Origin of the sequence: Enterococcus sp. AZ020, assembly GCF_050499205.1 — a bacterium.
Lineage (GTDB): Bacteria > Bacillota > Bacilli > Lactobacillales > Enterococcaceae > Enterococcus_L > Enterococcus_L dunnyi.
The window spans coordinates 1,098,685-1,118,869 of the sequence record NZ_JBIPAT010000001.1 but is presented as its reverse complement, the minus strand read 5'-3'; the positions used below and the strand labels follow the sequence as shown (position 1 = coordinate 1,118,869).

General features: G+C 39.7%; 34 protein-coding genes. 32 read left to right on the top strand and 2 right to left on the bottom strand.

From position 1 onward, the window contains the following. Positions 1-70: 70 nt before the first annotated feature. Both IGI58_RS05460 and rpiA read right to left on the bottom strand, forming a co-directional pair. Positions 71-655, bottom strand: a complete 585-nt coding sequence (locus IGI58_RS05460; RefSeq protein ID WP_225534706.1) for a recombinase family protein — start codon at positions 653-655, stop codon at positions 71-73. A gap of 133 nt (positions 656-788) precedes the next feature. After that, entirely contained in the window at positions 789-1,466 is a 678-nt protein-coding gene (gene rpiA / locus IGI58_RS05455) for a ribose-5-phosphate isomerase RpiA (protein WP_429954250.1), read from the bottom strand. Between the two features lie 343 nt (positions 1,467-1,809). Between rpiA and rpsL the strand changes: the two genes are divergently transcribed. The 32 genes from rpsL (at position 1,810) to rpsM (ending at position 20,166) form a co-directional block, all read left to right on the top strand. Then, positions 1,810-2,229 (top strand): 30S ribosomal protein S12, encoded by a 420-nt coding sequence (gene rpsL, locus IGI58_RS05450; protein ID WP_010761696.1) that lies wholly within the window; start codon positions 1,810-1,812, stop codon positions 2,227-2,229. 59 nt (positions 2,230-2,288) lie between these two features. Next, a complete protein-coding gene (rpsG, locus tag IGI58_RS05445) occupies positions 2,289-2,759 on the top strand; it encodes a 30S ribosomal protein S7 (RefSeq protein WP_069662405.1) in 471 nt (156 codons plus the stop codon). An 81-nt stretch (positions 2,760-2,840) separates the two neighbouring features. Next, entirely contained in the window at positions 2,841-4,925 is a 2,085-nt protein-coding gene (gene fusA / locus IGI58_RS05440; protein ID WP_429954251.1) for an elongation factor G, read from the top strand. 138 nt (positions 4,926-5,063) lie between these two features. Continuing rightward, on the top strand, positions 5,064-6,251 hold the full coding sequence (gene tuf / locus IGI58_RS05435) for an elongation factor Tu (RefSeq protein WP_087642001.1): 1,188 nt from the start codon (positions 5,064-5,066) through the stop codon (positions 6,249-6,251). A 171-nt stretch (positions 6,252-6,422) separates the two neighbouring features. Next, a complete protein-coding gene (locus IGI58_RS05430; protein ID WP_225534709.1) occupies positions 6,423-6,749 on the top strand; it encodes a PadR family transcriptional regulator in 327 nt (108 codons plus the stop codon). Continuing rightward, positions 6,739-7,293: a DUF2812 domain-containing protein gene (locus tag IGI58_RS05425; RefSeq protein WP_429954252.1), complete on the top strand. Its 555-nt coding sequence runs from the start codon at positions 6,739-6,741 to the stop codon at positions 7,291-7,293. Before IGI58_RS05430 ends, IGI58_RS05425 begins: the two co-directional genes overlap by 11 nt. A 316-nt stretch (positions 7,294-7,609) precedes the next feature. Continuing rightward, complete coding sequence (gene rpsJ, locus IGI58_RS05420; protein WP_002389727.1) at positions 7,610-7,918, top strand: 30S ribosomal protein S10; 309 nt, start codon at positions 7,610-7,612, stop codon at positions 7,916-7,918. A 24-nt stretch (positions 7,919-7,942) separates the two neighbouring features. Further along, positions 7,943-8,572 (top strand): 50S ribosomal protein L3, encoded by a 630-nt coding sequence (gene rplC, locus IGI58_RS05415; protein ID WP_069662420.1) that lies wholly within the window; start codon positions 7,943-7,945, stop codon positions 8,570-8,572. A 25-nt stretch (positions 8,573-8,597) separates the two neighbouring features. Next, a complete protein-coding gene (gene rplD, locus IGI58_RS05410) occupies positions 8,598-9,221 on the top strand; it encodes a 50S ribosomal protein L4 (RefSeq protein ID WP_069662421.1) in 624 nt (207 codons plus the stop codon). Next, positions 9,221-9,514 (top strand): 50S ribosomal protein L23, encoded by a 294-nt coding sequence (locus tag IGI58_RS05405; protein WP_087642004.1) that lies wholly within the window; start codon positions 9,221-9,223, stop codon positions 9,512-9,514. The genes rplD and IGI58_RS05405 overlap by 1 nt, the downstream gene beginning before the upstream one ends. Positions 9,515-9,553: 39 nt before the next feature. Then, entirely contained in the window at positions 9,554-10,384 is an 831-nt protein-coding gene (rplB, locus tag IGI58_RS05400; RefSeq protein WP_087642005.1) for a 50S ribosomal protein L2, read from the top strand. A 42-nt stretch (positions 10,385-10,426) separates the two neighbouring features. Then, positions 10,427-10,705, top strand: a complete 279-nt coding sequence (gene rpsS, locus IGI58_RS05395) for a 30S ribosomal protein S19 (RefSeq protein WP_087642006.1) — start codon at positions 10,427-10,429, stop codon at positions 10,703-10,705. 20 nt (positions 10,706-10,725) lie between these two features. Next, a complete protein-coding gene (rplV, locus tag IGI58_RS05390; RefSeq protein ID WP_069662425.1) occupies positions 10,726-11,073 on the top strand; it encodes a 50S ribosomal protein L22 in 348 nt (115 codons plus the stop codon). Between the two features lie 209 nt (positions 11,074-11,282). Continuing rightward, positions 11,283-11,939, top strand: coding sequence for a 30S ribosomal protein S3 (rpsC, locus tag IGI58_RS05385; protein WP_087642007.1), 657 nt, complete (start codon positions 11,283-11,285; stop codon positions 11,937-11,939). A 2-nt stretch (positions 11,940-11,941) separates the two neighbouring features. After that, positions 11,942-12,376 (top strand): 50S ribosomal protein L16, encoded by a 435-nt coding sequence (rplP, locus tag IGI58_RS05380; RefSeq protein ID WP_002356208.1) that lies wholly within the window; start codon positions 11,942-11,944, stop codon positions 12,374-12,376. Continuing rightward, on the top strand, positions 12,366-12,554 hold the full coding sequence (rpmC, locus tag IGI58_RS05375; RefSeq protein ID WP_010766220.1) for a 50S ribosomal protein L29: 189 nt from the start codon (positions 12,366-12,368) through the stop codon (positions 12,552-12,554). Before rplP ends, rpmC begins: the two co-directional genes overlap by 11 nt. A gap of 23 nt (positions 12,555-12,577) precedes the next feature. Further along, a complete protein-coding gene (rpsQ, locus tag IGI58_RS05370; RefSeq protein WP_010761681.1) occupies positions 12,578-12,844 on the top strand; it encodes a 30S ribosomal protein S17 in 267 nt (88 codons plus the stop codon). A 58-nt stretch (positions 12,845-12,902) separates the two neighbouring features. Next, entirely contained in the window at positions 12,903-13,271 is a 369-nt protein-coding gene (gene rplN, locus IGI58_RS05365; protein ID WP_010766218.1) for a 50S ribosomal protein L14, read from the top strand. Between the two features lie 34 nt (positions 13,272-13,305). After that, entirely contained in the window at positions 13,306-13,614 is a 309-nt protein-coding gene (rplX, locus tag IGI58_RS05360) for a 50S ribosomal protein L24 (RefSeq protein ID WP_069635457.1), read from the top strand. A gap of 26 nt (positions 13,615-13,640) precedes the next feature. Continuing rightward, positions 13,641-14,180 carry a 50S ribosomal protein L5 gene (rplE, locus tag IGI58_RS05355; RefSeq protein ID WP_069635456.1) on the top strand — a complete coding sequence of 180 codons (540 nt, stop codon included), beginning with the start codon at positions 13,641-13,643 and terminating at the stop codon, positions 14,178-14,180. An 18-nt stretch (positions 14,181-14,198) separates the two neighbouring features. Beyond that, on the top strand, positions 14,199-14,384 hold the full coding sequence (locus IGI58_RS05350; protein WP_002356214.1) for a type Z 30S ribosomal protein S14: 186 nt from the start codon (positions 14,199-14,201) through the stop codon (positions 14,382-14,384). Between the two features lie 35 nt (positions 14,385-14,419). Continuing rightward, complete coding sequence (rpsH, locus tag IGI58_RS05345; protein ID WP_010770626.1) at positions 14,420-14,818, top strand: 30S ribosomal protein S8; 399 nt, start codon at positions 14,420-14,422, stop codon at positions 14,816-14,818. A 31-nt stretch (positions 14,819-14,849) separates the two neighbouring features. Then, a complete protein-coding gene (gene rplF / locus IGI58_RS05340; RefSeq protein ID WP_087642008.1) occupies positions 14,850-15,386 on the top strand; it encodes a 50S ribosomal protein L6 in 537 nt (178 codons plus the stop codon). A 165-nt stretch (positions 15,387-15,551) separates the two neighbouring features. Then, complete coding sequence (gene rplR, locus IGI58_RS05335) at positions 15,552-15,908, top strand: 50S ribosomal protein L18 (RefSeq protein WP_087642009.1); 357 nt, start codon at positions 15,552-15,554, stop codon at positions 15,906-15,908. A 20-nt stretch (positions 15,909-15,928) separates the two neighbouring features. Next, complete coding sequence (rpsE, locus tag IGI58_RS05330; RefSeq protein WP_069635454.1) at positions 15,929-16,429, top strand: 30S ribosomal protein S5; 501 nt, start codon at positions 15,929-15,931, stop codon at positions 16,427-16,429. A gap of 13 nt (positions 16,430-16,442) precedes the next feature. Further along, positions 16,443-16,622: a 50S ribosomal protein L30 gene (gene rpmD / locus IGI58_RS05325; RefSeq protein ID WP_069635453.1), complete on the top strand. Its 180-nt coding sequence runs from the start codon at positions 16,443-16,445 to the stop codon at positions 16,620-16,622. Between the two features lie 37 nt (positions 16,623-16,659). Further along, positions 16,660-17,100: a 50S ribosomal protein L15 gene (gene rplO / locus IGI58_RS05320; RefSeq protein WP_069662429.1), complete on the top strand. Its 441-nt coding sequence runs from the start codon at positions 16,660-16,662 to the stop codon at positions 17,098-17,100. After that, the gene (gene secY / locus IGI58_RS05315; RefSeq protein ID WP_087642010.1) at positions 17,100-18,398 is read left to right on the top strand and encodes a preprotein translocase subunit SecY; all 1,299 of its coding nucleotides are present in this window, start codon (positions 17,100-17,102) and stop codon (positions 18,396-18,398) included. The genes rplO and secY overlap by 1 nt, the downstream gene beginning before the upstream one ends. Before the next feature lie 172 nt (positions 18,399-18,570). Then, positions 18,571-19,221: an adenylate kinase gene (locus IGI58_RS05310; protein WP_087642011.1), complete on the top strand. Its 651-nt coding sequence runs from the start codon at positions 18,571-18,573 to the stop codon at positions 19,219-19,221. A gap of 193 nt (positions 19,222-19,414) precedes the next feature. Next, positions 19,415-19,633 carry a translation initiation factor IF-1 gene (gene infA / locus IGI58_RS05305; RefSeq protein WP_002356224.1) on the top strand — a complete coding sequence of 73 codons (219 nt, stop codon included), beginning with the start codon at positions 19,415-19,417 and terminating at the stop codon, positions 19,631-19,633. 32 nt (positions 19,634-19,665) lie between these two features. Next, positions 19,666-19,782 (top strand): 50S ribosomal protein L36, encoded by a 117-nt coding sequence (gene rpmJ, locus IGI58_RS05300; protein ID WP_002288710.1) that lies wholly within the window; start codon positions 19,666-19,668, stop codon positions 19,780-19,782. A gap of 18 nt (positions 19,783-19,800) precedes the next feature. Continuing rightward, positions 19,801-20,166 carry a 30S ribosomal protein S13 gene (gene rpsM / locus IGI58_RS05295; protein ID WP_069662432.1) on the top strand — a complete coding sequence of 122 codons (366 nt, stop codon included), beginning with the start codon at positions 19,801-19,803 and terminating at the stop codon, positions 20,164-20,166. Positions 20,167-20,185 lie beyond the last annotated feature (19 nt).

The following is a 20,185-nucleotide window of genomic DNA, read 5'->3' as shown; positions in this document are numbered from 1 at the left end:
ATCTATTACTGGATATAAAGAAAAAACTAGACGGAGATAAGAAAAAACTTCCTATTTCCGTCTAATTTGTTTATTGAGAGAGCTTTGCTGCTTCATTCTCCGATAAATTAATGTATTTATAGCAAGTGCCGATCGAAACATTGCATTTTGAGGCAATGAATTGAATCGTTTCGCGCTTTTCATGATACAAATGCCGAATACGTTTAACTGTTCGGCCATCTATTTTAGGGCGACCGCCGATCTTGCCTTTTTTACGCGCGTTGTTTAGGCCAACAAGTGTCCGTTCTTTGATCAGGTTGCATTCCATGTGTGCCAAGCTGTTCATCATTTTGAAATAGATTTCACCCATAGGTTCACGTGTATCGATTTCGTCATCCAAGCTGACTAAGTGGATACCAGAACCTTTGAATTCTTGTGTAAGTTCAGTTAATTGACGAGTAGAGCGACCTAAACGGTTTAAAGAGCAAATGACAAGAGTGTCGTCTGGCTGTAGTTTACTCAAGACCGTTTCTAATTCAGAGGTCAATTGCTTTTCATCAATAACGTCAAAAGATTCATGATGGATCTCGTCACAACCGAACTTAGTCAAGGTGTTGATCTGGGCATCTAAATCATTGTCAATAATCGTTGTTCGTGCATAACCAATTAATTTCATCGTTCGTCCTTTCTCATTTAAATAGTAAATATAATCTATTAAAAATGTAGCATATAAACGAATGAAATGATAGTTGTTTTTTTATCTTTTTTTAATCTTTTTGTGTTGTTTTCAAATCGGTTTCAAAGAATTTTTAGCGTGATACCTCAATTGTTTTTGGACCGTTTTCGCCGCCAATAATGACTGTTGTCACAACATCAAGGAACAATCCGTGTTCAACAACTCCAACAAGCTGATCCAAGTAAGTACCTAGAGCAATCGGATCTTCGATTTTCTGTAGATGAAGATCGATGATGTAATGCCCGCCATCTGTGATAACGGTGCTATCATCAGCTGCTGTACGTAAAACAGGTGAATAGCCTTTCTTCTCAAATAAGTGAAGCAATTGTTGACTGCCATAGGGAACAACTTCTACTGGTAATGGGAACTTTCCTAATTTCTCCACCATTTTTGATTCGTCAACGATCCAAATGCATTTTTTTGAATAGGTTGCAACGATCTTTTCAAATAAAAGTGCAGCTCCGCCGCCTTTAGTTCCTTGGAAATCAGCACTGATCTCATCTGCTCCGTCGATGGTCAAATCGACATAAGGGACATCATCGATACTCTTTAAAGGGATCCCTAAACTCTGCGCTTGACGTTCTGTTTCTTTAGAAGTCGTTACGCCTGTGATCGACAACCCTTCTTCTTTGATTCGCCGTCCGACTTCGTCAACCATAAACTTTGCAGTAGATCCCGTACCTAATCCTACGATCATACCGTCTTCTACATATTTTGCTGCTTCGATTCCTGCCATTTGCTTAAGATTCATCAGCTATTTCGCCCCTTTCGGATAATCAAAAACATTGTACCGTTAAACCCCGAAAAAAGATAGAAAGATTAGTAAAAATCTTTCTTTTCTTCTATTATAAAAGTGAAGAAAAGAAAACGTGATTACTTTAACGAAAAAAGTAATACAAAAGGTTGACAGAGCAAGTATATCGTGATATCCTAGCGAAGGTGCTTTATCTACAGGTCTCTCAACAGAGACGTGCTGACTGTCTATCAAAGCATATTTGATAAAGAGTGCATAGATTGCATTATTTTTTATCGCTAAAAAAGAACCACCTGGATGTGTGGGACTAGATGCGAAATGAGGAAGGAGGAAACAAGGAATGCCTACAATTAATCAATTAGTACGTAAACCTCGTAAATCAAAGGTGGAAAAATCTAATTCACCAGCGTTGAACAAAGGATATAATAGCTTCAAGAAATCTCAAACGAACGTAAACTCACCACAAAAGCGTGGGGTTTGTACTCGTGTGGGAACGATGACACCTAAAAAACCGAACTCAGCTTTACGTAAATATGCCCGTGTTCGTTTGTCTAACTTAATCGAAGTAACAGCTTATATCCCAGGGATCGGTCACAACTTACAAGAACATAGCGTGGTTTTACTACGTGGTGGACGTGTAAAAGACTTACCAGGGGTACGTTATCATATCGTACGTGGTGCGCTTGATACAGCCGGCGTTACTGATCGTAAACAAAGCCGCTCTAAATATGGTACTAAAATGCCTAAAGCAGCTAAATAATTCGACAATCACTAAAGGTATTATATAAAATAAAGAATTTTCGGAAGGAGGAGTTACGGATGCCTCGTAAAGGTCCTGTTGCAAAACGTGATGTTTTACCAGATCCAATTTATAACTCAAAATTAGTAACTCGCTTGATCAACCGTGTAATGGTTGACGGTAAACGCGGGATTGCTGCTAATATCATCTATAATTCATTTGATATCATCAAAGAATCTACAGGTAACGATCCATTGGAAGTTTTCGAACAAGCAATGAAAAACGTTATGCCTGTCCTAGAAGTTAAAGCTCGCCGTGTCGGTGGTTCTAACTATCAAGTGCCGGTTGAAGTTCGTCCAGAACGTCGTACAACTTTAGGTCTTCGTTGGGTTGTTAACTACGCTCGTTTGCGTGGAGAGCACACAATGGAACAACGTCTAGCGAAAGAAATCATGGATGCAGCCAATAACACTGGTGCTTCTGTTAAAAAACGTGAAGACACACATAAAATGGCTGATGCTAACCGTGCGTTCGCACACTATCGTTGGTAAGATCCTCTGTGCCTGCGGCTTAGGACCGCAGCATGAAGTTATGTATAATTGATTTAAATAAAGAGAGGAGAACACCCTAGAATGGCAAGAGAATTTTCGTTAGAAAAAACTCGTAATATCGGAATCATGGCCCACGTTGATGCTGGTAAAACAACAACAACTGAGCGTATCCTTTATTACACTGGTAAAATCCATAAAATCGGTGAAACACACGAAGGTGCTTCACAGATGGACTGGATGGAACAAGAACAAGAACGTGGTATCACGATCACATCTGCTGCAACGACTGCAGAGTGGAAAGGATACCGAGTAAACATCATCGACACACCAGGACACGTGGATTTCACTATTGAAGTACAACGTTCACTACGTGTATTAGATGGTGCGGTAACCGTTCTTGATTCACAATCAGGTGTGGAACCTCAAACTGAAACAGTTTGGCGTCAAGCAACTGAATATAGAGTTCCGCGTGTTGTTTTCTGTAACAAAATGGATAAAATCGGTGCGGATTTCTTATACTCTGTAAACTCATTACATGATCGTTTACAAGCAAATGCACATCCGATCCAATTACCAATCGGTTCAGAAGACAGCTTCACTGGGATCATTGATTTGATCACGATGAAAGCTGAAATTTATACAAATGACTTAGGTACTGACATTCAAGAAACTGAAATTCCAGAAGAATATATGGATCAAGCAGTTGAATGGCGTGAAAAATTAGTTGAAGCAGTTGCTGAAACTGACGAAGACCTAATGATGAAATATCTTGAAGGTGAAGAAATCACGATCGATGAACTTAAAGCGGGTATCCGTAAAGCAACGATCAACGTTGAATTTTTCCCAGTTATGGCTGGATCTGCATTTAAGAACAAAGGTGTTCAATTAATGCTTGATGCAGTTCTTGACTACTTACCTTCACCACTTGATATCGAAGCAATCAAAGGTATCGATGTGAAAACAGACGAAGAAACAACTCGTCCTGCTGATGACGAAGCTCCATTTGCATCATTAGCATTTAAAGTTATGACTGACCCATTCGTAGGTCGTCTAACATTCTTCCGTGTATATTCTGGTGTCCTTGAAAGTGGTTCATACGTATTGAACGCTTCTAAAGACAAAAAAGAACGTATCGGACGTATTTTACAAATGCACGCGAATACACGTAAAGAAATCGATACAGTGTATTCAGGAGATATCGCTGCTGCTGTTGGATTGAAAGATACAACAACTGGTGATACTTTATGTGCGATAGATTCACCAGTTATCCTTGAATCGATCGAGTTCCCAGAACCGGTTATCCAAGTAGCTGTTGAACCTAAATCAAAAGCCGACCAAGATAAAATGGGTGTTGCTTTGCAAAAACTTGCAGAAGAAGATCCATCATTCCGCGTTGAAACAAACGTTGAAACTGGTGAAACAGTTATCTCTGGTATGGGTGAGTTGCACTTAGACGTATTAGTTGACCGTATGAGACGTGAGTTCAAGGTTGAAGCTAACGTTGGTGCACCGCAAGTATCTTATCGTGAAACTTTCCGTGCTCCGTTAACTCAAGCAGAAGGTAAGTTTGTACGTCAGTCTGGTGGTAAAGGACAATACGGTCACGTATGGGTTGAATTTACTCCAAACGAAGAAGGTAAAGGCTTTGAATTTGAAAACGCGATTGTTGGTGGTGTGGTTCCTCGTGAATACATCCCAGCAGTTGAAAAAGGCTTGTCAGAAGCGATGAACAACGGGGTTCTTGCTGGCTATCCATTAGTGGATATCAAAGCGAAACTTTATGATGGTTCTTACCATGATGTCGATTCGAATGAAACTGCCTTTCGTGTAGCAGCATCTATGGCTCTACGTGCGGCAGCTAAAAAAGCGAACCCAGTTATCTTAGAACCGATGATGAAAGTAACGATCACTGTACCAGAAGATTACTTAGGTGATATCATGGGACACGTTACAAGCCGTCGCGGACGTGTTGAAGGAATGGAAGCACACGGTAACTCACAAATCGTTAACGCAATGGTACCGTTGGCTGAAATGTTTGGTTATGCCACAACATTACGTTCAGCAACTCAAGGTCGTGGAACATTCATGATGGTCTTTGACCACTATGAAGATGTACCAAAATCTGTACAAGAAGAAATCATCAAGAAAAATGGCGGCAACGCTTAATAGTTAAGAAATAGGTCGTAGATTTATTTATGACTAGGATTTTCTGAAGATTTCGGGTAAAATAAGTAAAGATGATCAGGTAGTTGAACTATCTATCAAATAAAATAAAATTCATATATTTTAGGAGGAACATTTAAAATGGCTAAAGAAAAATTTGACCGTTCTAAACCCCATGTAAACATTGGTACTATTGGACACGTTGACCATGGTAAAACTACATTAACTGCTGCAATTGCAACTGTGTTAGCTAAACACGGTGGCGGTGAAGCTCAAAACTATGCTGATATCGATAACGCTCCTGAAGAAAAAGAACGTGGTATCACAATCAACACTTCTCACATCGAGTATGAAACTGATGCTCGTCACTATGCTCACGTGGACTGCCCAGGACACGCGGACTACGTTAAAAACATGATCACTGGTGCTGCACAAATGGACGGAGCTATCTTAGTAGTATCTGCTGCTGATGGTCCTATGCCTCAAACTCGTGAGCACATCTTGTTATCACGTAACGTTGGTGTACCATACATCGTTGTTTTCTTAAACAAAATGGATATGGTCGATGACGAAGAATTATTAGAATTAGTAGAAATGGAAGTTCGTGATCTATTATCTGAATATGACTTCCCAGGTGATGACACTCCAGTTATCGCAGGTTCTGCTTTGAAAGCTTTAGAAGGCGACGCTTCATACGAAGAAAAAATCATGGAATTAATGGCTGCAGTTGATGAGTATATCCCAACTCCAACTCGTGATACTGACAAACCATTCATGATGCCAGTTGAGGATGTATTCTCAATCACTGGTCGTGGTACTGTTGCAACTGGTCGTGTTGAACGTGGAGAAGTTCGCGTTGGTGACGAAGTTGAAATCGTAGGTATCAAAGAAGAAACATCTAAAACAACTGTTACAGGTGTTGAAATGTTCCGTAAATTATTAGACTACGCTGAAGCTGGCGATAACATCGGTGCTTTATTACGTGGTGTTGCACGTGAAGATATCGAACGTGGACAAGTATTGGCAAAACCTGCTTCAATCACTCCACATACAAAATTTAAAGCTGAAGTTTATGTTTTATCAAAAGAAGAAGGCGGACGTCACACTCCATTCTTCACTAACTACCGTCCTCAGTTCTACTTCCGTACAACTGACGTAACTGGTGTAGTTGAATTACCAGAAGGTACTGAAATGGTAATGCCTGGTGATAACGTTGCAATGGACGTTGAATTAATCCACCCAATCGCTATCGAAGACGGAACTCGTTTCTCTATTCGTGAAGGCGGACGTACTGTTGGTTCAGGCGTTGTTTCTGAAATCGTTAAATAATTAAGACTTAAATATAGTAATAACCAGTGTGAGAAGCTGGGGTACTCGGACGTAAGCCGAAGGGATTTCCCTTCGGCTTTTTTGTGTATAAAAAATGCTTGACATATATCGAGCTTCGATATAATATTGTGTTACGATATAACGAGGTGCGATATAAGGAGAAATTTTAAGATGGATGAGAAGCTGAGAAGGATATACATACCGATGACTGAAACAGGGTTTTATATTTTGTTTTCACTCAGAGAAGAAAGACATGGTTATAGCATCATTCAGCATGTAAAACAATTGACGGAACAAGAAATCATCATCAGTGCAGGAACGATGTATGGTAGTTTGAGTAAAATGGAAAAAGATGGATTGATAAAAGTAACTAAGGAAGAGGAACGGCGGAAAAGCTATTTGATCACAGCGCTCGGTGAAGAAGTTTTACAGCATGAAATCAAGCGGATCGAACGATTATATAAAAATAGTATTGAGGAGAAATTAGATGGAAACTAAAAAAGTAAGAAGACGTTTTGAGTTGGCAGATTATTTAGAAGAAGAACGATTTTTAGAAGAACAGCATAGAAACGGTTGGAAGATGGTTGAGCTAAAATTACCTTTATCTACCTATATATTTGAACGATGTGAATCAGAAGACTATGTTTATCAGTTGGATTTTAATTCAGAGAAAAGTGGAACAGAATCCTATGTACAGCTATTCGAAGATTGCGGCTGGGAATACTTTTACAAATTTGGGAATTGGTATTACTTTAGAAAATCGAGATCCGAGGTGGAAAGTGAAAATGTCATATTTAATGACGGACCTTCACGTGCGGAAATGGCAAAGAAAGTCGCTAAATTCCAAGCTGGCTTATCACTGTTTTTGATCTTTCCTTTGATCTATCTTCTAACAGTAGTTTCGACTAAAGCGATAGACAGTTCTCTTGTTTTGACGATCATGGTAGCTTTAATAGCTATTGTCATGGTTATAAGCGCAGGGATTCAATTAAAAAATATGTGGAAACTTAATAAGATCATTGAAAAAGAAGAACAACTATAAGAGAATCTATGATATTTTGGCAGGGAACAAAAAAGCTTGTTGACTGTTAAAGTATCATAGATTTTTTCTGTTATGAAAACCAAGAAAATAATATGAAAATAATGAAAAAAAGCCTTGCTATTGCTGCGTTTCTGTAATATAATTACAAAGGTGCTGTTTACAGAAGTGTGAAAAGCACTGGTAAATCAAGGTTTTGATCTACCGGCTAAGAAACGAGAGGTTGCGACACGCCCGGACGCTTTGCCACGAACGAGCGTGACGGAAAAATTTTCGTGGAGCTATGTCTACTTTCAAAATAGGCGAAGGAGGGAACAAGATGGCAAAACAAAAGATTCGTATCCGTTTAAAAGCGTATGAACACCGTATTTTAGATCAATCAGCGGATAAAATTGTGGAAACAGCAAAAAGAACTGGAGCTGACGTATCAGGTCCGATTCCATTACCAACAGAACGCTCACTTTACACAGTTATTCGTGCGACTCATAAATACAAAGATTCTCGCGAACAATTCGAAATGCGTACTCACAAACGTCTAATCGACATTGTGAACCCAACACCAAAAACAGTTGATGCTTTAATGAAGCTTGACTTACCATCTGGTGTAAATATTGAAATCAAACTATAAAATTAAGATGATGGAGGTGTACTCATGACCAAAGGAATCTTAGGGAAAAAAGTGGGAATGACACAAATCTTTACTGAGTCTGGTGAATTAATTCCAGTAACAGTAGTAGAAGCTACGCCAAACGTAGTTTTACAAGTAAAAACTGTTGAGACTGACGGATACGAAGCTATCCAAGTTGGTTACCAAGACAAACGTGAAGTTTTATCAAACAAACCTGCGAAAGGTCATGTTGCAAAAGCAAACACGGCTCCTAAGCGCTTCATTAAGGAATTCAAAAATGTTGAGCTGGGAGAATACGAAGTAGGAACAGAAATTAAGGTAGATGTTTTCCAAGCAGGAGACATTATTGATGTTACAGGAACAACAAAAGGTAAAGGATTCCAAGGCGTTATCAAACGTCACGGACAAAGCCGCGGACCTATGAGTCACGGATCTCGTTACCACCGTCGTCCTGGGTCAATGGGTCCAGTAGCACCTAACCGTGTATTTAAAAATAAAAAACTTGCCGGCCGTATGGGTGGTAACCGCGTAACAATTCAAAATCTTGAAATTGTTAAAGTGGACGCTGAAAGAAATGTAATCTTGATCAAAGGAAACATTCCTGGAGCGAAAAAATCATTAATCACAATCAAATCAGCTGTGAAAGCTAAATAAGCGTAGGGAAAGGAGGAACTAAGGAATGCCGAATGTAGCATTATTCAAACAAGATGGAACTCAAAATGGTGAAATCACTTTAAACGAAGAAATTTTCGGAATCGAACCTAATGAATCAGTTGTCTACGATGCGATCATCATGCAACGTGCTTCATTAAGACAAGGAACACACTCAGTTAAACACCGCGGAGAAGTTCGTGGCGGCGGCCGTAAACCATGGCGTCAAAAAGGAACTGGTCGTGCTCGTCAAGGTTCAATCCGTTCACCACAATGGCGTGGAGGTGGCGTAGTTTTCGGACCAACACCACGTTCTTACAGCTACAAACTTCCTAAAAAAGTTCGTCGTTTAGCAATGAAATCTGTATTGTCAGATAAAGTTGCTGAAAACAACTTGGTTGCTGTTGATGCATTAAGCTTTGACGCACCGAAAACAAAAGAATTCAAACAAGTTCTTACAAACTTATCTATCGATGCGAAAGTATTAGTTGTTCTAGAAGCAGGAAACGATTTTGCAGCATTATCTGCTCGTAATCTTCCAAACGTTTCTGTAGTAACTTCTGATAACGTAAGTGTTTTAGATATCGTTTCTAATACTAAAGTATTGGCAACACAAACTGCTCTTACTCAAATTGAGGAGGTGCTTGCATAATGAACTTACTAGACGTAATCAAACGCCCAGTGATCACTGAAAAATCCATGCTTGCTATGGACGAAAAGAAATACACTTTCGAAGTGGACACTCGCGCAAACAAAACATTAGTAAAACAAGCTGTAGAAGCAGCTTTTGACGGTGTTAAAGTGAAAAACGTAAATATCATCAACGTGCGTCCTAAATTCAAACGCATGGGTAAATATGCAGGATATACGAAAAAACGTCGCAAAGCAGTTGTGACATTAACAGACGATTCAAAAGAAATTCAAATTTTCGATGCTGCTGAATAAGCAGTCCATGTTTAATTATTAAATGGGAGGGAAAAAGACGTGGCGATTAAAAAGTACAAACCTACCACAAATGGCCGTCGTAATATGACAACGTCTGATTTCGCTGAAATCACGACTTCAACACCAGAGAAATCTTTGTTGGCGCCATTAAAAAACCATGCCGGCCGTAACAACAATGGTCGTATCACGGTTCGTCACCAAGGTGGCGGTCACAAACGTCAATACCGTTTGATCGATTTCAAACGTAATAAAGACAACGTCGTAGCGGTTGTTAAAACAATCGAGTATGATCCAAACCGTTCTGCTAACATCGCGTTAGTACATTACGAAGATGGAGTAAAAGCATACATCTTAGCACCAAAAGGATTAGAAGTAGGCATGCGCCTAGTTTCAGGTCCAGAAGCAGATATTAAAGTAGGGAACGCATTGCCATTGGAAAACATTCCAGTAGGTACTGTTGTCCACAACATTGAAATGAAACCTGGTAAAGGCGGTCAATTGATCCGTTCTGCTGGAACAAGTGCTCAAGTACTTGGTAAAGAAGGCAAATACGTATTGATCCGTTTGAACTCTGGTGAAGTTCGTATGATCTTAGCTACATGCCGTGCAACTGTCGGTTCTGTAGGTAACGAACAACACGAATTAATCAACATTGGTAAAGCCGGCCGTTCTCGTTGGATGCGTAAACGCCCAACAGTTCGTGGTAGCGTAATGAACCCGAACGATCACCCACACGGTGGTGGTGAAGGTAAACAACCGATCGGACGTAAAGCTCCAGTATCACCTTGGGGTCAACCAGCTATCGGCTTGAAAACTCGTAACAAAAAAGCTAAATCAGACAAACTTATCGTTCGTCGTCGTACTAAATAATTTTTTTGACCATGTGTCGTACATTTTGAGAGGAGGTTCACCATGGGTCGTAGTTTGAAAAAAGGGCCTTTCGCTGATGATCATCTAATGAAGAAAGTCGAAGCTCAACAAGGCGCTGAAAAGAAAAAAGTAATCAAAACTTGGTCTCGCCGCTCTACAATTTTTCCACAATTTGTTGGATTTACAATTGCTGTATATGATGGACGTAAACACGTTCCAGTATACATCCAAGAAGATATGGTAGGACATAAATTAGGTGAATTTGCACCGACTAGAACTTATCGTGGCCACGGAGCCGACGATAAAAAAACAAGACGCTAATTTGAGGGGAGGATATCCAAATGGCAGAACAAATCACATCAGCTAAAGCGACTGCTAAAACAGTTCGCGTTTCTCCTCGTAAATCACGTTTAGTAATTGATCTTGTTAGAGGGAAAAGCGTTGCAGACGCAATTTCAATTTTGAAGTTCACACCGAACAAAGCGGCTGGAGTTATTGAAAAAGTTTTAATGTCAGCAGTTGCTAACGCTGAAAACAACTTTGACTTAGATGTTGAGAACTTAGTAGTATCTGAAGCTTTCGTTAACGAAGGACCAACAATGAAACGTTTCCGTCCACGTGCTAAAGGTTCAGCATCACCAATCAACAAACGTACAAGTCATATCACTGTAGTTGTATCAGAAAAATAATCTGTTTCAAAAAAACAGATATTACTAGATAAGAGGAGGAGCCTAAAGTGAAGTGACTTTCTAGGAGCAACGTTCCTTACAGTCACCTTGTACTGTGCCACATCAGTTCTGCGAAGCAGTCACTGTGTGTTGCAGCAATGGCTACCGAACCTCAAAAAGAAACTTGTTTGAAAGAAGCAAGTGTCACCAATTAAGAGGAGGGACAATCAGTGGGTCAAAAAGTACATCCAATTGGAATGCGTGTAGGCATCATCCGCGACTGGGATGCAAAATGGTATGCTGAAAAAGAGTATGCTGAATTCTTACACGAAGATTTAAGAATCCGTAAATTTATCGCATCAAAACTTGCTGATGCTGCTGTGTCTACAATTGAGATCGAGCGTGCTGCAAATCGCGTAAACATTTCAATCCACACAGCTAAGCCAGGTATGGTTATCGGTAAAGGCGGATCTGAAGTCGAAAACCTAAGAAAAGAATTGAACAAATTAACTGGTAAACGAGTTCACATCAACATCGTTGAAATCAAAAAACCAGATTTAGATGCAAAATTAGTCGGCGAGGGAATTGCACGTCAATTAGAAAACCGTGTAGCATTCCGTCGTGCACAAAAACAAGCGATCCAACGTACAATGCGTTCAGGCGCTCAAGGGATCAAAACACAAGTATCAGGTCGTTTAAACGGTGCTGATATCGCTCGTTCAGAAGGTTACTCTGAAGGTACAGTTCCACTTCATACTTTGCGTGCAGATATTGATTACGCATGGGAAGAAGCAGACACAACTTACGGAAAATTAGGAGTTAAAGTGTGGATTTACCGTGGAGAAATTCTTCCAACGAAAAAAAACACTGAGAAAGGAGGGAAATAATCATGTTAGTACCTAAACGTGTAAAACACCGTCGTGAATTTAGAGGTAAAATGCGCGGTGAAGCCAAAGGCGGAAAAGAAGTAGCATTTGGAGAATGGGGTTTACAAGCAACTGAATCTCACTGGATTACTAACCGTCAAATCGAAGCTGCCCGTATCGCTATGACTCGTTATATGAAACGTGGCGGGAAAGTATGGATTAAAATTTTCCCTCACAAATCATACACAAGTAAAGCTATCGGTGTTCGTATGGGTAAAGGTAAAGGGGCTCCTGAAGGCTGGGTTTCTCCAGTAAAACGTGGCAAGATCATGTTTGAAATCGCAGGCGTACCTGAAGAAGTAGCTCGTGAAGCACTTCGTCTTGCATCCCACAAATTACCGGTCAAAACTAAGATTGTAAAACGTGAGGAAATGGGTGGTGAATCGAATGAAGGTTAAAGAAATCAGAGAATTAACCACTGCCGAAATGCTTGAAAAAGAAAAGCAATTCAAAGAAGAATTGTTTAATCTTAGATTCCAACTAGCAACAGGTCAATTAGAAAACACTGCACGTATTAAAGAAGTACGTCAATCGATTGCACGCATCAAAACAGTATTGCGTGAACAAGCTAACTAATAGTGGAAGGAGGCCAAACGCGTATGACTGAAGAAAGAAATCAACGCAAAGTTTACCAAGGTCGTGTTGTTTCAGACAAAATGGATAAAACTATCACTGTTGTCGTAGAAACGAAGAAAAACCACCCTATTTACGGTAAACGCATGAAATATTCTAAAAAATACAAAGCTCATGATGAAAACAACACTGCAAAAGTTGGAGACATCGTAAGAATCATGGAAACTCGTCCATTATCAGCTACAAAACGTTTCCGTTTACTAGAGGTAGTCGAAGAAGCAGTTATTATCTAATAAAACGAGATTTTCCTATATAGATTGAAACATAAAATCTGAAAGGGGGATACACATCGTGATCCAACAAGAAAGCCGATTAAAAGTTGCAGACAACTCAGGTGCTCGTGAAATCTTAACGATTAAAGTACTAGGTGGTTCTGGACGTAAAACTGCTAATATTGGTGACGTGATTGTTGCTACGGTCAAACAAGCAACGCCAGGTGGAGTTGTTAAAAAAGGTGAAGTAGTAAAAGCCGTTATCGTTCGTACAAAATCAGGAGCTCGTCGTACAGACGGTTCTTACATTAAATTTGATGAAAATGCTGCGGTGATTATCCGTGACGATAAGAGCCCGCGTGGAACTCGTATCTTCGGTCCTGTTGCACGTGAATTACGTGAAAACAACTTCATGAAGATCGTTTCTCTAGCACCAGAAGTATTATAATCAGGACGCGTATCAAAGGAGGTGCGAAACTATAATGTTTGTTAAAAAAGGCGATAAAGTAAAAGTTATCACTGGTAAAGACAAAAATAAAGAAGGCGTTGTATTAGCAGCGTTTCCTAAAAAAGACAAAGTCATCGTTGAAGGTGTCAACATCATGAAAAAACACCAAAAACCTAACCAAGCAGCACCGCAAGGCGGCATCTTGGAAGTCGAAGCGCCGATTCATGTATCTAACGTGATGGTAATTGACGGTACAGGAGTAGCTGGTCGTGTAGGTTATAAAGAAGTCGATGGTAAAAAAGTCCGTGTTTCTAAAAAAACCGGTGAAGTCTTAGATAAATAGATTAAAAGGAAGGAGGGGCTTACTAAATGAACCGCCTGAAAGAAAAATATATTAAAGAAATTACTCCAGCATTAGTGGAAAAATTTAATTATAGTTCAGTTATGCAAACACCAAAAGTTGATAAAATCGTTATCAACATGGGTGTGGGCGATGCTGTATCAAACGCAAAAAACTTAGATAAAGCTGTTGAAGAATTAGCGTTGATCACAGGTCAAAAACCATTGATCACAAAAGCTAAGAAATCAATCGCTGGTTTCCGTCTTCGTGAAGGTATGCCGATCGGTGCGAAAGTTACTTTACGTGGTGAAAGAATGTACGAATTTTTAGATAAATTAGTATCTGTTTCTCTACCTCGTGTACGTGACTTCCACGGTGTAAGCAAAAAAGCCTTTGATGGACGTGGTAACTACACTTTAGGTATTAAAGAACAATTGATCTTCCCAGAAGTTGATTATGATTTAGTAGATAAAGTACGCGGCATGGACATCGTTATTGTAACAACAGCAAACACAGATGAAGAATCTCGTGAGTTGTTAGCACAATTAGGTATGCCATTCCAAAAATAAAATAAGGAGGCGAACTACGTGGCTAAAAAATCAATGATTGCTAAAAACAAACGCCCGGCTAAACATTCAACACAAGCTTATACTCGTTGTGAACGTTGCGGACGTCCACATTCAGTTTATCGTAAATTTCATCTTTGCCGTATTTGCTTCCGCGAACTTGCCTATAAAGGTCAAATTCCCGGCGTGAAGAAAGCTAGCTGGTAAACAAGTAAACTCGCATAAAGGAGGTAAATAGTTCAATGGTCATGACAGATCCAATTGCAGATTTTCTAACTCGCATTCGTAACGCTAACATGGTTAAACATGAAAGCTTAGAAGTGCCTGCATCAAAAATCAAACGTGATATCGCTGAGATCCTGAAACGTGAAGGTTTCGTACGCGATGTAGAATATATCGAAGATGACAAACAAGGCGTGATCCGTGTTTTCCTTAAATATGGTAAAAACGAAGAGCGTGTTATCACTAACTTAAAACGTATTTCTAAACCAGGTTTACGTGCTTATGTCAAATCTGACGAAGTGCCTAAAGTATTAAACGGTCTAGGAATCGCGATCATCTCAACTTCTGAAGGTGTTATCACTGATAAAGAAGCGAGAGCTAAAAACATCGGCGGCGAAGTAATCGCCTACGTATGGTAATTTAAAAAAACACACAAGGAGGTGTCTCTAAGTGAGCCGTATTGGTAATAAAATCGTTGAACTTCCTGCTGGCGTAGAAGTCAAACAAGAAGGAAACAACATTACTGTAAAAGGACCTAAAGGTGAATTGACTCGTGAATTTTCTGCTGATATCACAATGAATATCGATGGAAACGTAGTAACTTTCACTCGTCCAAACGATAGCAAAGAAATGAAAACAATCCACGGAACAACTCGTGCCAACTTCAATAACATGGTCGTTGGTGTAAGTACAGGTTTTGAAAAAGGACTTGAACTTATCGGGGTTGGGTACCGTGCTCAAATGCAAGGGACTAAATTAGTTCTTAACGTTGGGTACTCTCATCCAGTAGAAATCACACCACCAGCTGGTGTAACTGTAGAAGTACCTTCGAACACACAAGTAGTTGTTAAAGGCGCTAACAAAGAACACGTTGGTGAATTAGCAGCGAACATCCGTGGCGTTCGTCCTCCAGAACCTTATAAAGGCAAAGGAATCCGCTATGTTGGTGAATTCGTACGCCGTAAAGAAGGTAAAACTGGTAAATAATAAGAGATGTATAGGGAAATCGCTTAGAAGCGAGCAACAAGAAAAAGCTGTTTTGATGAAGCTTGCCTTCATTAAAAGAGATTTTACTTGTGTCACAGCTTCTATTTTCCGCAACTCGTTGATTGCCTGAAATGGTGGTCCAATAAAATTAAAGAGGTGACAATTGTGATTACAAAACCAGATAAAAACAAAACACGTCAAAAGAGACATCGCCGTGTACGTAACAAAATCTCTGGTACTGCTGAGTGCCCACGCTTGAACGTTTTTCGTTCTAACAAAAACATCTACGCGCAAATCATTGATGACGTAGCGGGTGTAACGCTAGCAAGTGCCTCTGCCTTAGATAAAGAAATTTCAGGTGGAAACAAAACAGAAACAGCTGCAGCTGTTGGTAAATTAATTGCTGAACGTGCCGCTGCAAAAGACATCAAAGTAGTAGTCTTTGACCGTGGTGGATACCTTTACCATGGCCGTGTGCAAGCTTTAGCTGAAGCAGCACGTGAAAATGGACTAGAATTTTAGGAGAAGGAGGAACACCATTCATGGTTTATATTGATCCAAAACACTTGGAATTAGAAGACCGCGTAGTTGCGATCAACCGTGTAACAAAAGTTGTTAAAGGTGGACGTCGTCTACGTTTTGCTGCTTTAGTTGTTGTGGGAGATAAAAACGGACACGTTGGTTTTGGTACTGGTAAAGCACAAGAAGTACCAGAAGCGATCCGTAAAGCAATTGAAGACGCGAAGAAAAACTTAGTTGAAGTGCCTATGGTTGGTTCGACTATCCCTCACGAAGTGATTGGGGTATTTGGTGGTGGCCGTATCCTTATGAAACCTGCAGTAGAAGGTTCTGGGGTAGCCGCTGGTGGACCAGTTCGTGCCGTATTGGAATTAGCTGGTGTAGCAGATATTACATCAAAATCATTAGGTTCAAACACACCGATCAACGTTGTTCGCGCAACAGTTGAAGGGTTGAAACAATTAAAACGTGCCGAAGAAGTGGCAGCACTTCGCGGTAAATCTGTAGAAGAAATTTTAGGATAAGGAGGACATAAGAATGGCTGAATTAAAAGTTACATTAAAACGCAGCGTGATCGGACGTCCTCAAAACCAAAAAGATACAGTTAAAGCATTAGGTTTAGGAAAAGTAAACAGCTCTGTTGTGAAACCTGCGAATGAAGCAATCAAAGGTATGATCAACACTGTTTCACACTTAGTGGACGTTGAAGAAGTTTAATTTACAATAGTACATTGTTTAAGGAGGTGCCAAACCAATGAAACTTCATGAATTGAAACCTGCTGAAGGTTCACGCCAAGTACGTAACCGTGTTGGACGTGGTACTTCATCTGGTAATGGTAAAACAGCCGGTCGCGGACAAAAAGGGCAAAAAGCTCGTTCAGGCGGCGGTGTACGTTTAGGATTTGAAGGGGGTCAAACTCCATTATTCCGTCGTTTACCAAAACGCGGCTTCACGAACATCAACCGTAAAGATTACGCAGTCATCAACTTAGATGTCTTAAATCGTTTCGAAGATGGAACTGAAGTTACACCTGCAGGACTGATCGAAGCTGGAATCGTTAAAAACGAAAAAGCTGGGATCAAAGTTCTTGCTAACGGTGAATTAACTAAAAAATTAACTGTGAAAGCAGCTAAATTCTCTAAAGCAGCAGAGGAAGCAATTGTTGCAGCTGGTGGATCAATCGAGGTGATCTAATGTTTAAACTGTTAAAAGATGCTTTTAAAGTCAAAGACATTAGATCAAAAATTTTGTTTACTGTATTCATTCTTTTTGTATTTCGTTTAGGTGCTCATATTACAGTACCTGGCGTAAATGCAAAAGGATTGCAAGACTTAAGCAATTTACCATTTTTAAACATGCTGAATATGGTCAGCGGTAGTGCGATGCAAAACTTCTCGATCTTTTCGATGGGGGTTTCACCGTACATTACAGCATCTATCATTATTCAACTCTTACAAATGGATATCATACCGAAATTTGTAGAATGGTCAAAACAAGGTGAAGTTGGACGTAAGAAGTTGAATCAGGCAACAAGATATTTAACGATCGTCTTGGGGATCGCTCAGTCAATGGGGATCACTGCTGGTTTCAACCAATTAAGTTCAGTTGGGATCGTAAAAAATCCTAGCATCGGAACTTTTGTAACGATCGCTGTGATTTTAACTGGTGGTACGATGTTTGTTACTTGGTTAGGAGAACAAATTACTGAAAAAGGAATCGGCAATGGCGTTTCGATGATCATTTTTGCAGGGATCATTTCAAGAGTCCCAGCAGGGATCAAAGAAATCATTGAAGATTACTTTATCAATATCGAATCTTCTAGAATTTGGCAGTCTGTGATTTTTATTGTGATTTTAATTATTGCGATTTTAATCGTGGTTACATTAGTGACCTTCTTCCAACAAGCAGAACGCAAAATTCCGATCCAATATACAAAACGTGTCTCTGGTGCACCAACAAGTAGTTATTTACCGTTAAAAGTAAATGCTGCTGGTGTTATTCCAGTTATCTTTGCAAGTTCATTGATTGCGACACCAAACGCTGTTTTACAGGCGTTTTCTAAAAATTATTCTGGCGAAGGCTGGTATGATATTATGACACAAATTTTTAGTTACAATACCGTTCCAGGTGCGATTATTTATACTGTACTGATCGTTGCTTTCACTTTCTTCTATGCCTTTGTTCAAGTAAACCCTGAGAAATTAGCGGAGAACTTACAAAAGCAAGGAAGTTATATTCCAAGCGTACGACCAGGTAAAGGGACAGAAGAATATATCTCTGGAATGTTAATGAGACTAAGTGTTGTCGGTTCTATTTTCCTAGGATTAGTTGCATTATTACCGATCATTGCTCAAATGGTCTGGCAATTACCGCAATCTATCGGTCTTGGGGGAACTAGCTTACTGATTGTGATAGGTGTTGCATTAGAGACAGCGAAACAATTAGAAGGTTTAATGTTGAAACGTCAATATGTTGGCTTTATCAATAAGTAAGAATCATGTACTGAGACAAGACGCAAGTTTTTCTCTCTACCTTAAGTGGCGTGACAGAAGTAGCTTTCTTGGAAGTAACGTTGTTTCTTGAAATGAAGCACTTCCGTCTCGACCTTGATTCTCACCATAGGCTAGCTTCATAAGCCAGCCTTTAAAATTAGGAGGAAAAGAAATGAACCTCATTTTAATGGGATTGCCTGGAGCAGGCAAAGGAACTCAAGCAGAGAAAATCGTTGATACTTACGGTATTCCGCATATTTCTACTGGAGATATGTTCCGTGCCGCAATGAAAAACGAAACTGCTCTTGGCTTAGAAGCGAAATCTTATATCGATAAAGGTGCTTTGGTTCCAGACGATGTTACAAACGGTATCGTCAAAGAACGTTTGGCTGAACCAGATACTGATAAAGGCTTTTTATTAGATGGTTTTCCACGGACGCTGGATCAGGCAGAAGCATTAGATAAAATGTTACAAGAATTAAATAAAAAAATCGATGCAGTCATCGACATCCATGTAGAAGAAGATGTGTTGGTTGATCGCTTGGCCGGCCGTTTTATCTGCCGTACATGCGGAGCAACTTATCATAAAATTTTCAATCCTCCAGCAGTGGAAGGAACATGTGATCGTTGCGGCGGACATGATTTTTATCAAAGAGAAGATGATAAGCCTGAAACGGTCAAAAACCGTCTGGCTGTCAACATCAAAAGCAGTGCACCGATTTTAGATTTTTATAAAGCTAAAAACGTACTGCACACAATAGATGGGAATCGCGAGATCGATACTGTTTTTTCTGAAGTGAAAGAAATCATTGAAAAAAGATAGTACTTGAATTGCCACAAGCTTACCATTTGTGTATGATTCAGATTCTCTTGCCAAATAGAATAAATTATGATAGAATGTATCAGTCCGACTTCTACCTTTTTGTGGAAGTTTAATTGAAAATTCTAGGTGGGAGCTGAAGTTTCCGCCATTTTATCGTGTGAAAATGCGAAACAAGTACAAGGAGGTACTGTGCGTGGCTAAAGAAGATATGATTGAAGTCGAAGGTACAGTCGTCGAAACTTTGCCGAATGCAATGTTTAAAGTTGAACTAGAAAATGGACACCAAGTTCTTGCTACTGTTTCCGGTAAAATCCGTATGCACTATATTCGAATTTTGCCTGGAGATAAAGTGACTGTAGAGTTATCTCCTTATGATTTAACTCGTGGTCGAATCACTTATCGCTTTAAATAATTGTACTCCGTAAAATTCAGGGAGGTATTATCATGAAAGTAAGACCATCAGTAAAACCAATGTGTGAACATTGTAAAGTAATTCGCCGTAAAGGACGTGTTATGGTCATTTGCCCAGCAAATCCAAAACATAAACAACGTCAAGGATAATAGGAGGTGTAACGTAGAATGGCTCGTATTGCAGGAGTAGACATCCCTCGTGATAAACGTGTAGTAATTTCTCTTACTTATATTTATGGTATTGGAAACACTACAGCTAAACAAGTATTAGCAAACGTTGGTGTATCTGAAGATATTCGCGTTCGTGACTTAACAAACGAACAAACAGATGCGATCCGTGCGGAAATTGATAAGTTAAAAGTTGAAGGGGATCTTCGTCGTGAAGTGAACTTGAACATCAAACGTTTGATGGAAATCGGTTCTTACCGTGGAATTCGTCATCGTCGTGGATTACCAACTCGTGGACAAAACACGAAAAATAATGCACGTACTCGTAAAGGCCCAGCTCGTACTGTAGCAGGCAAGAAAAAATAATTCCTAAGTGAAGGAGGTT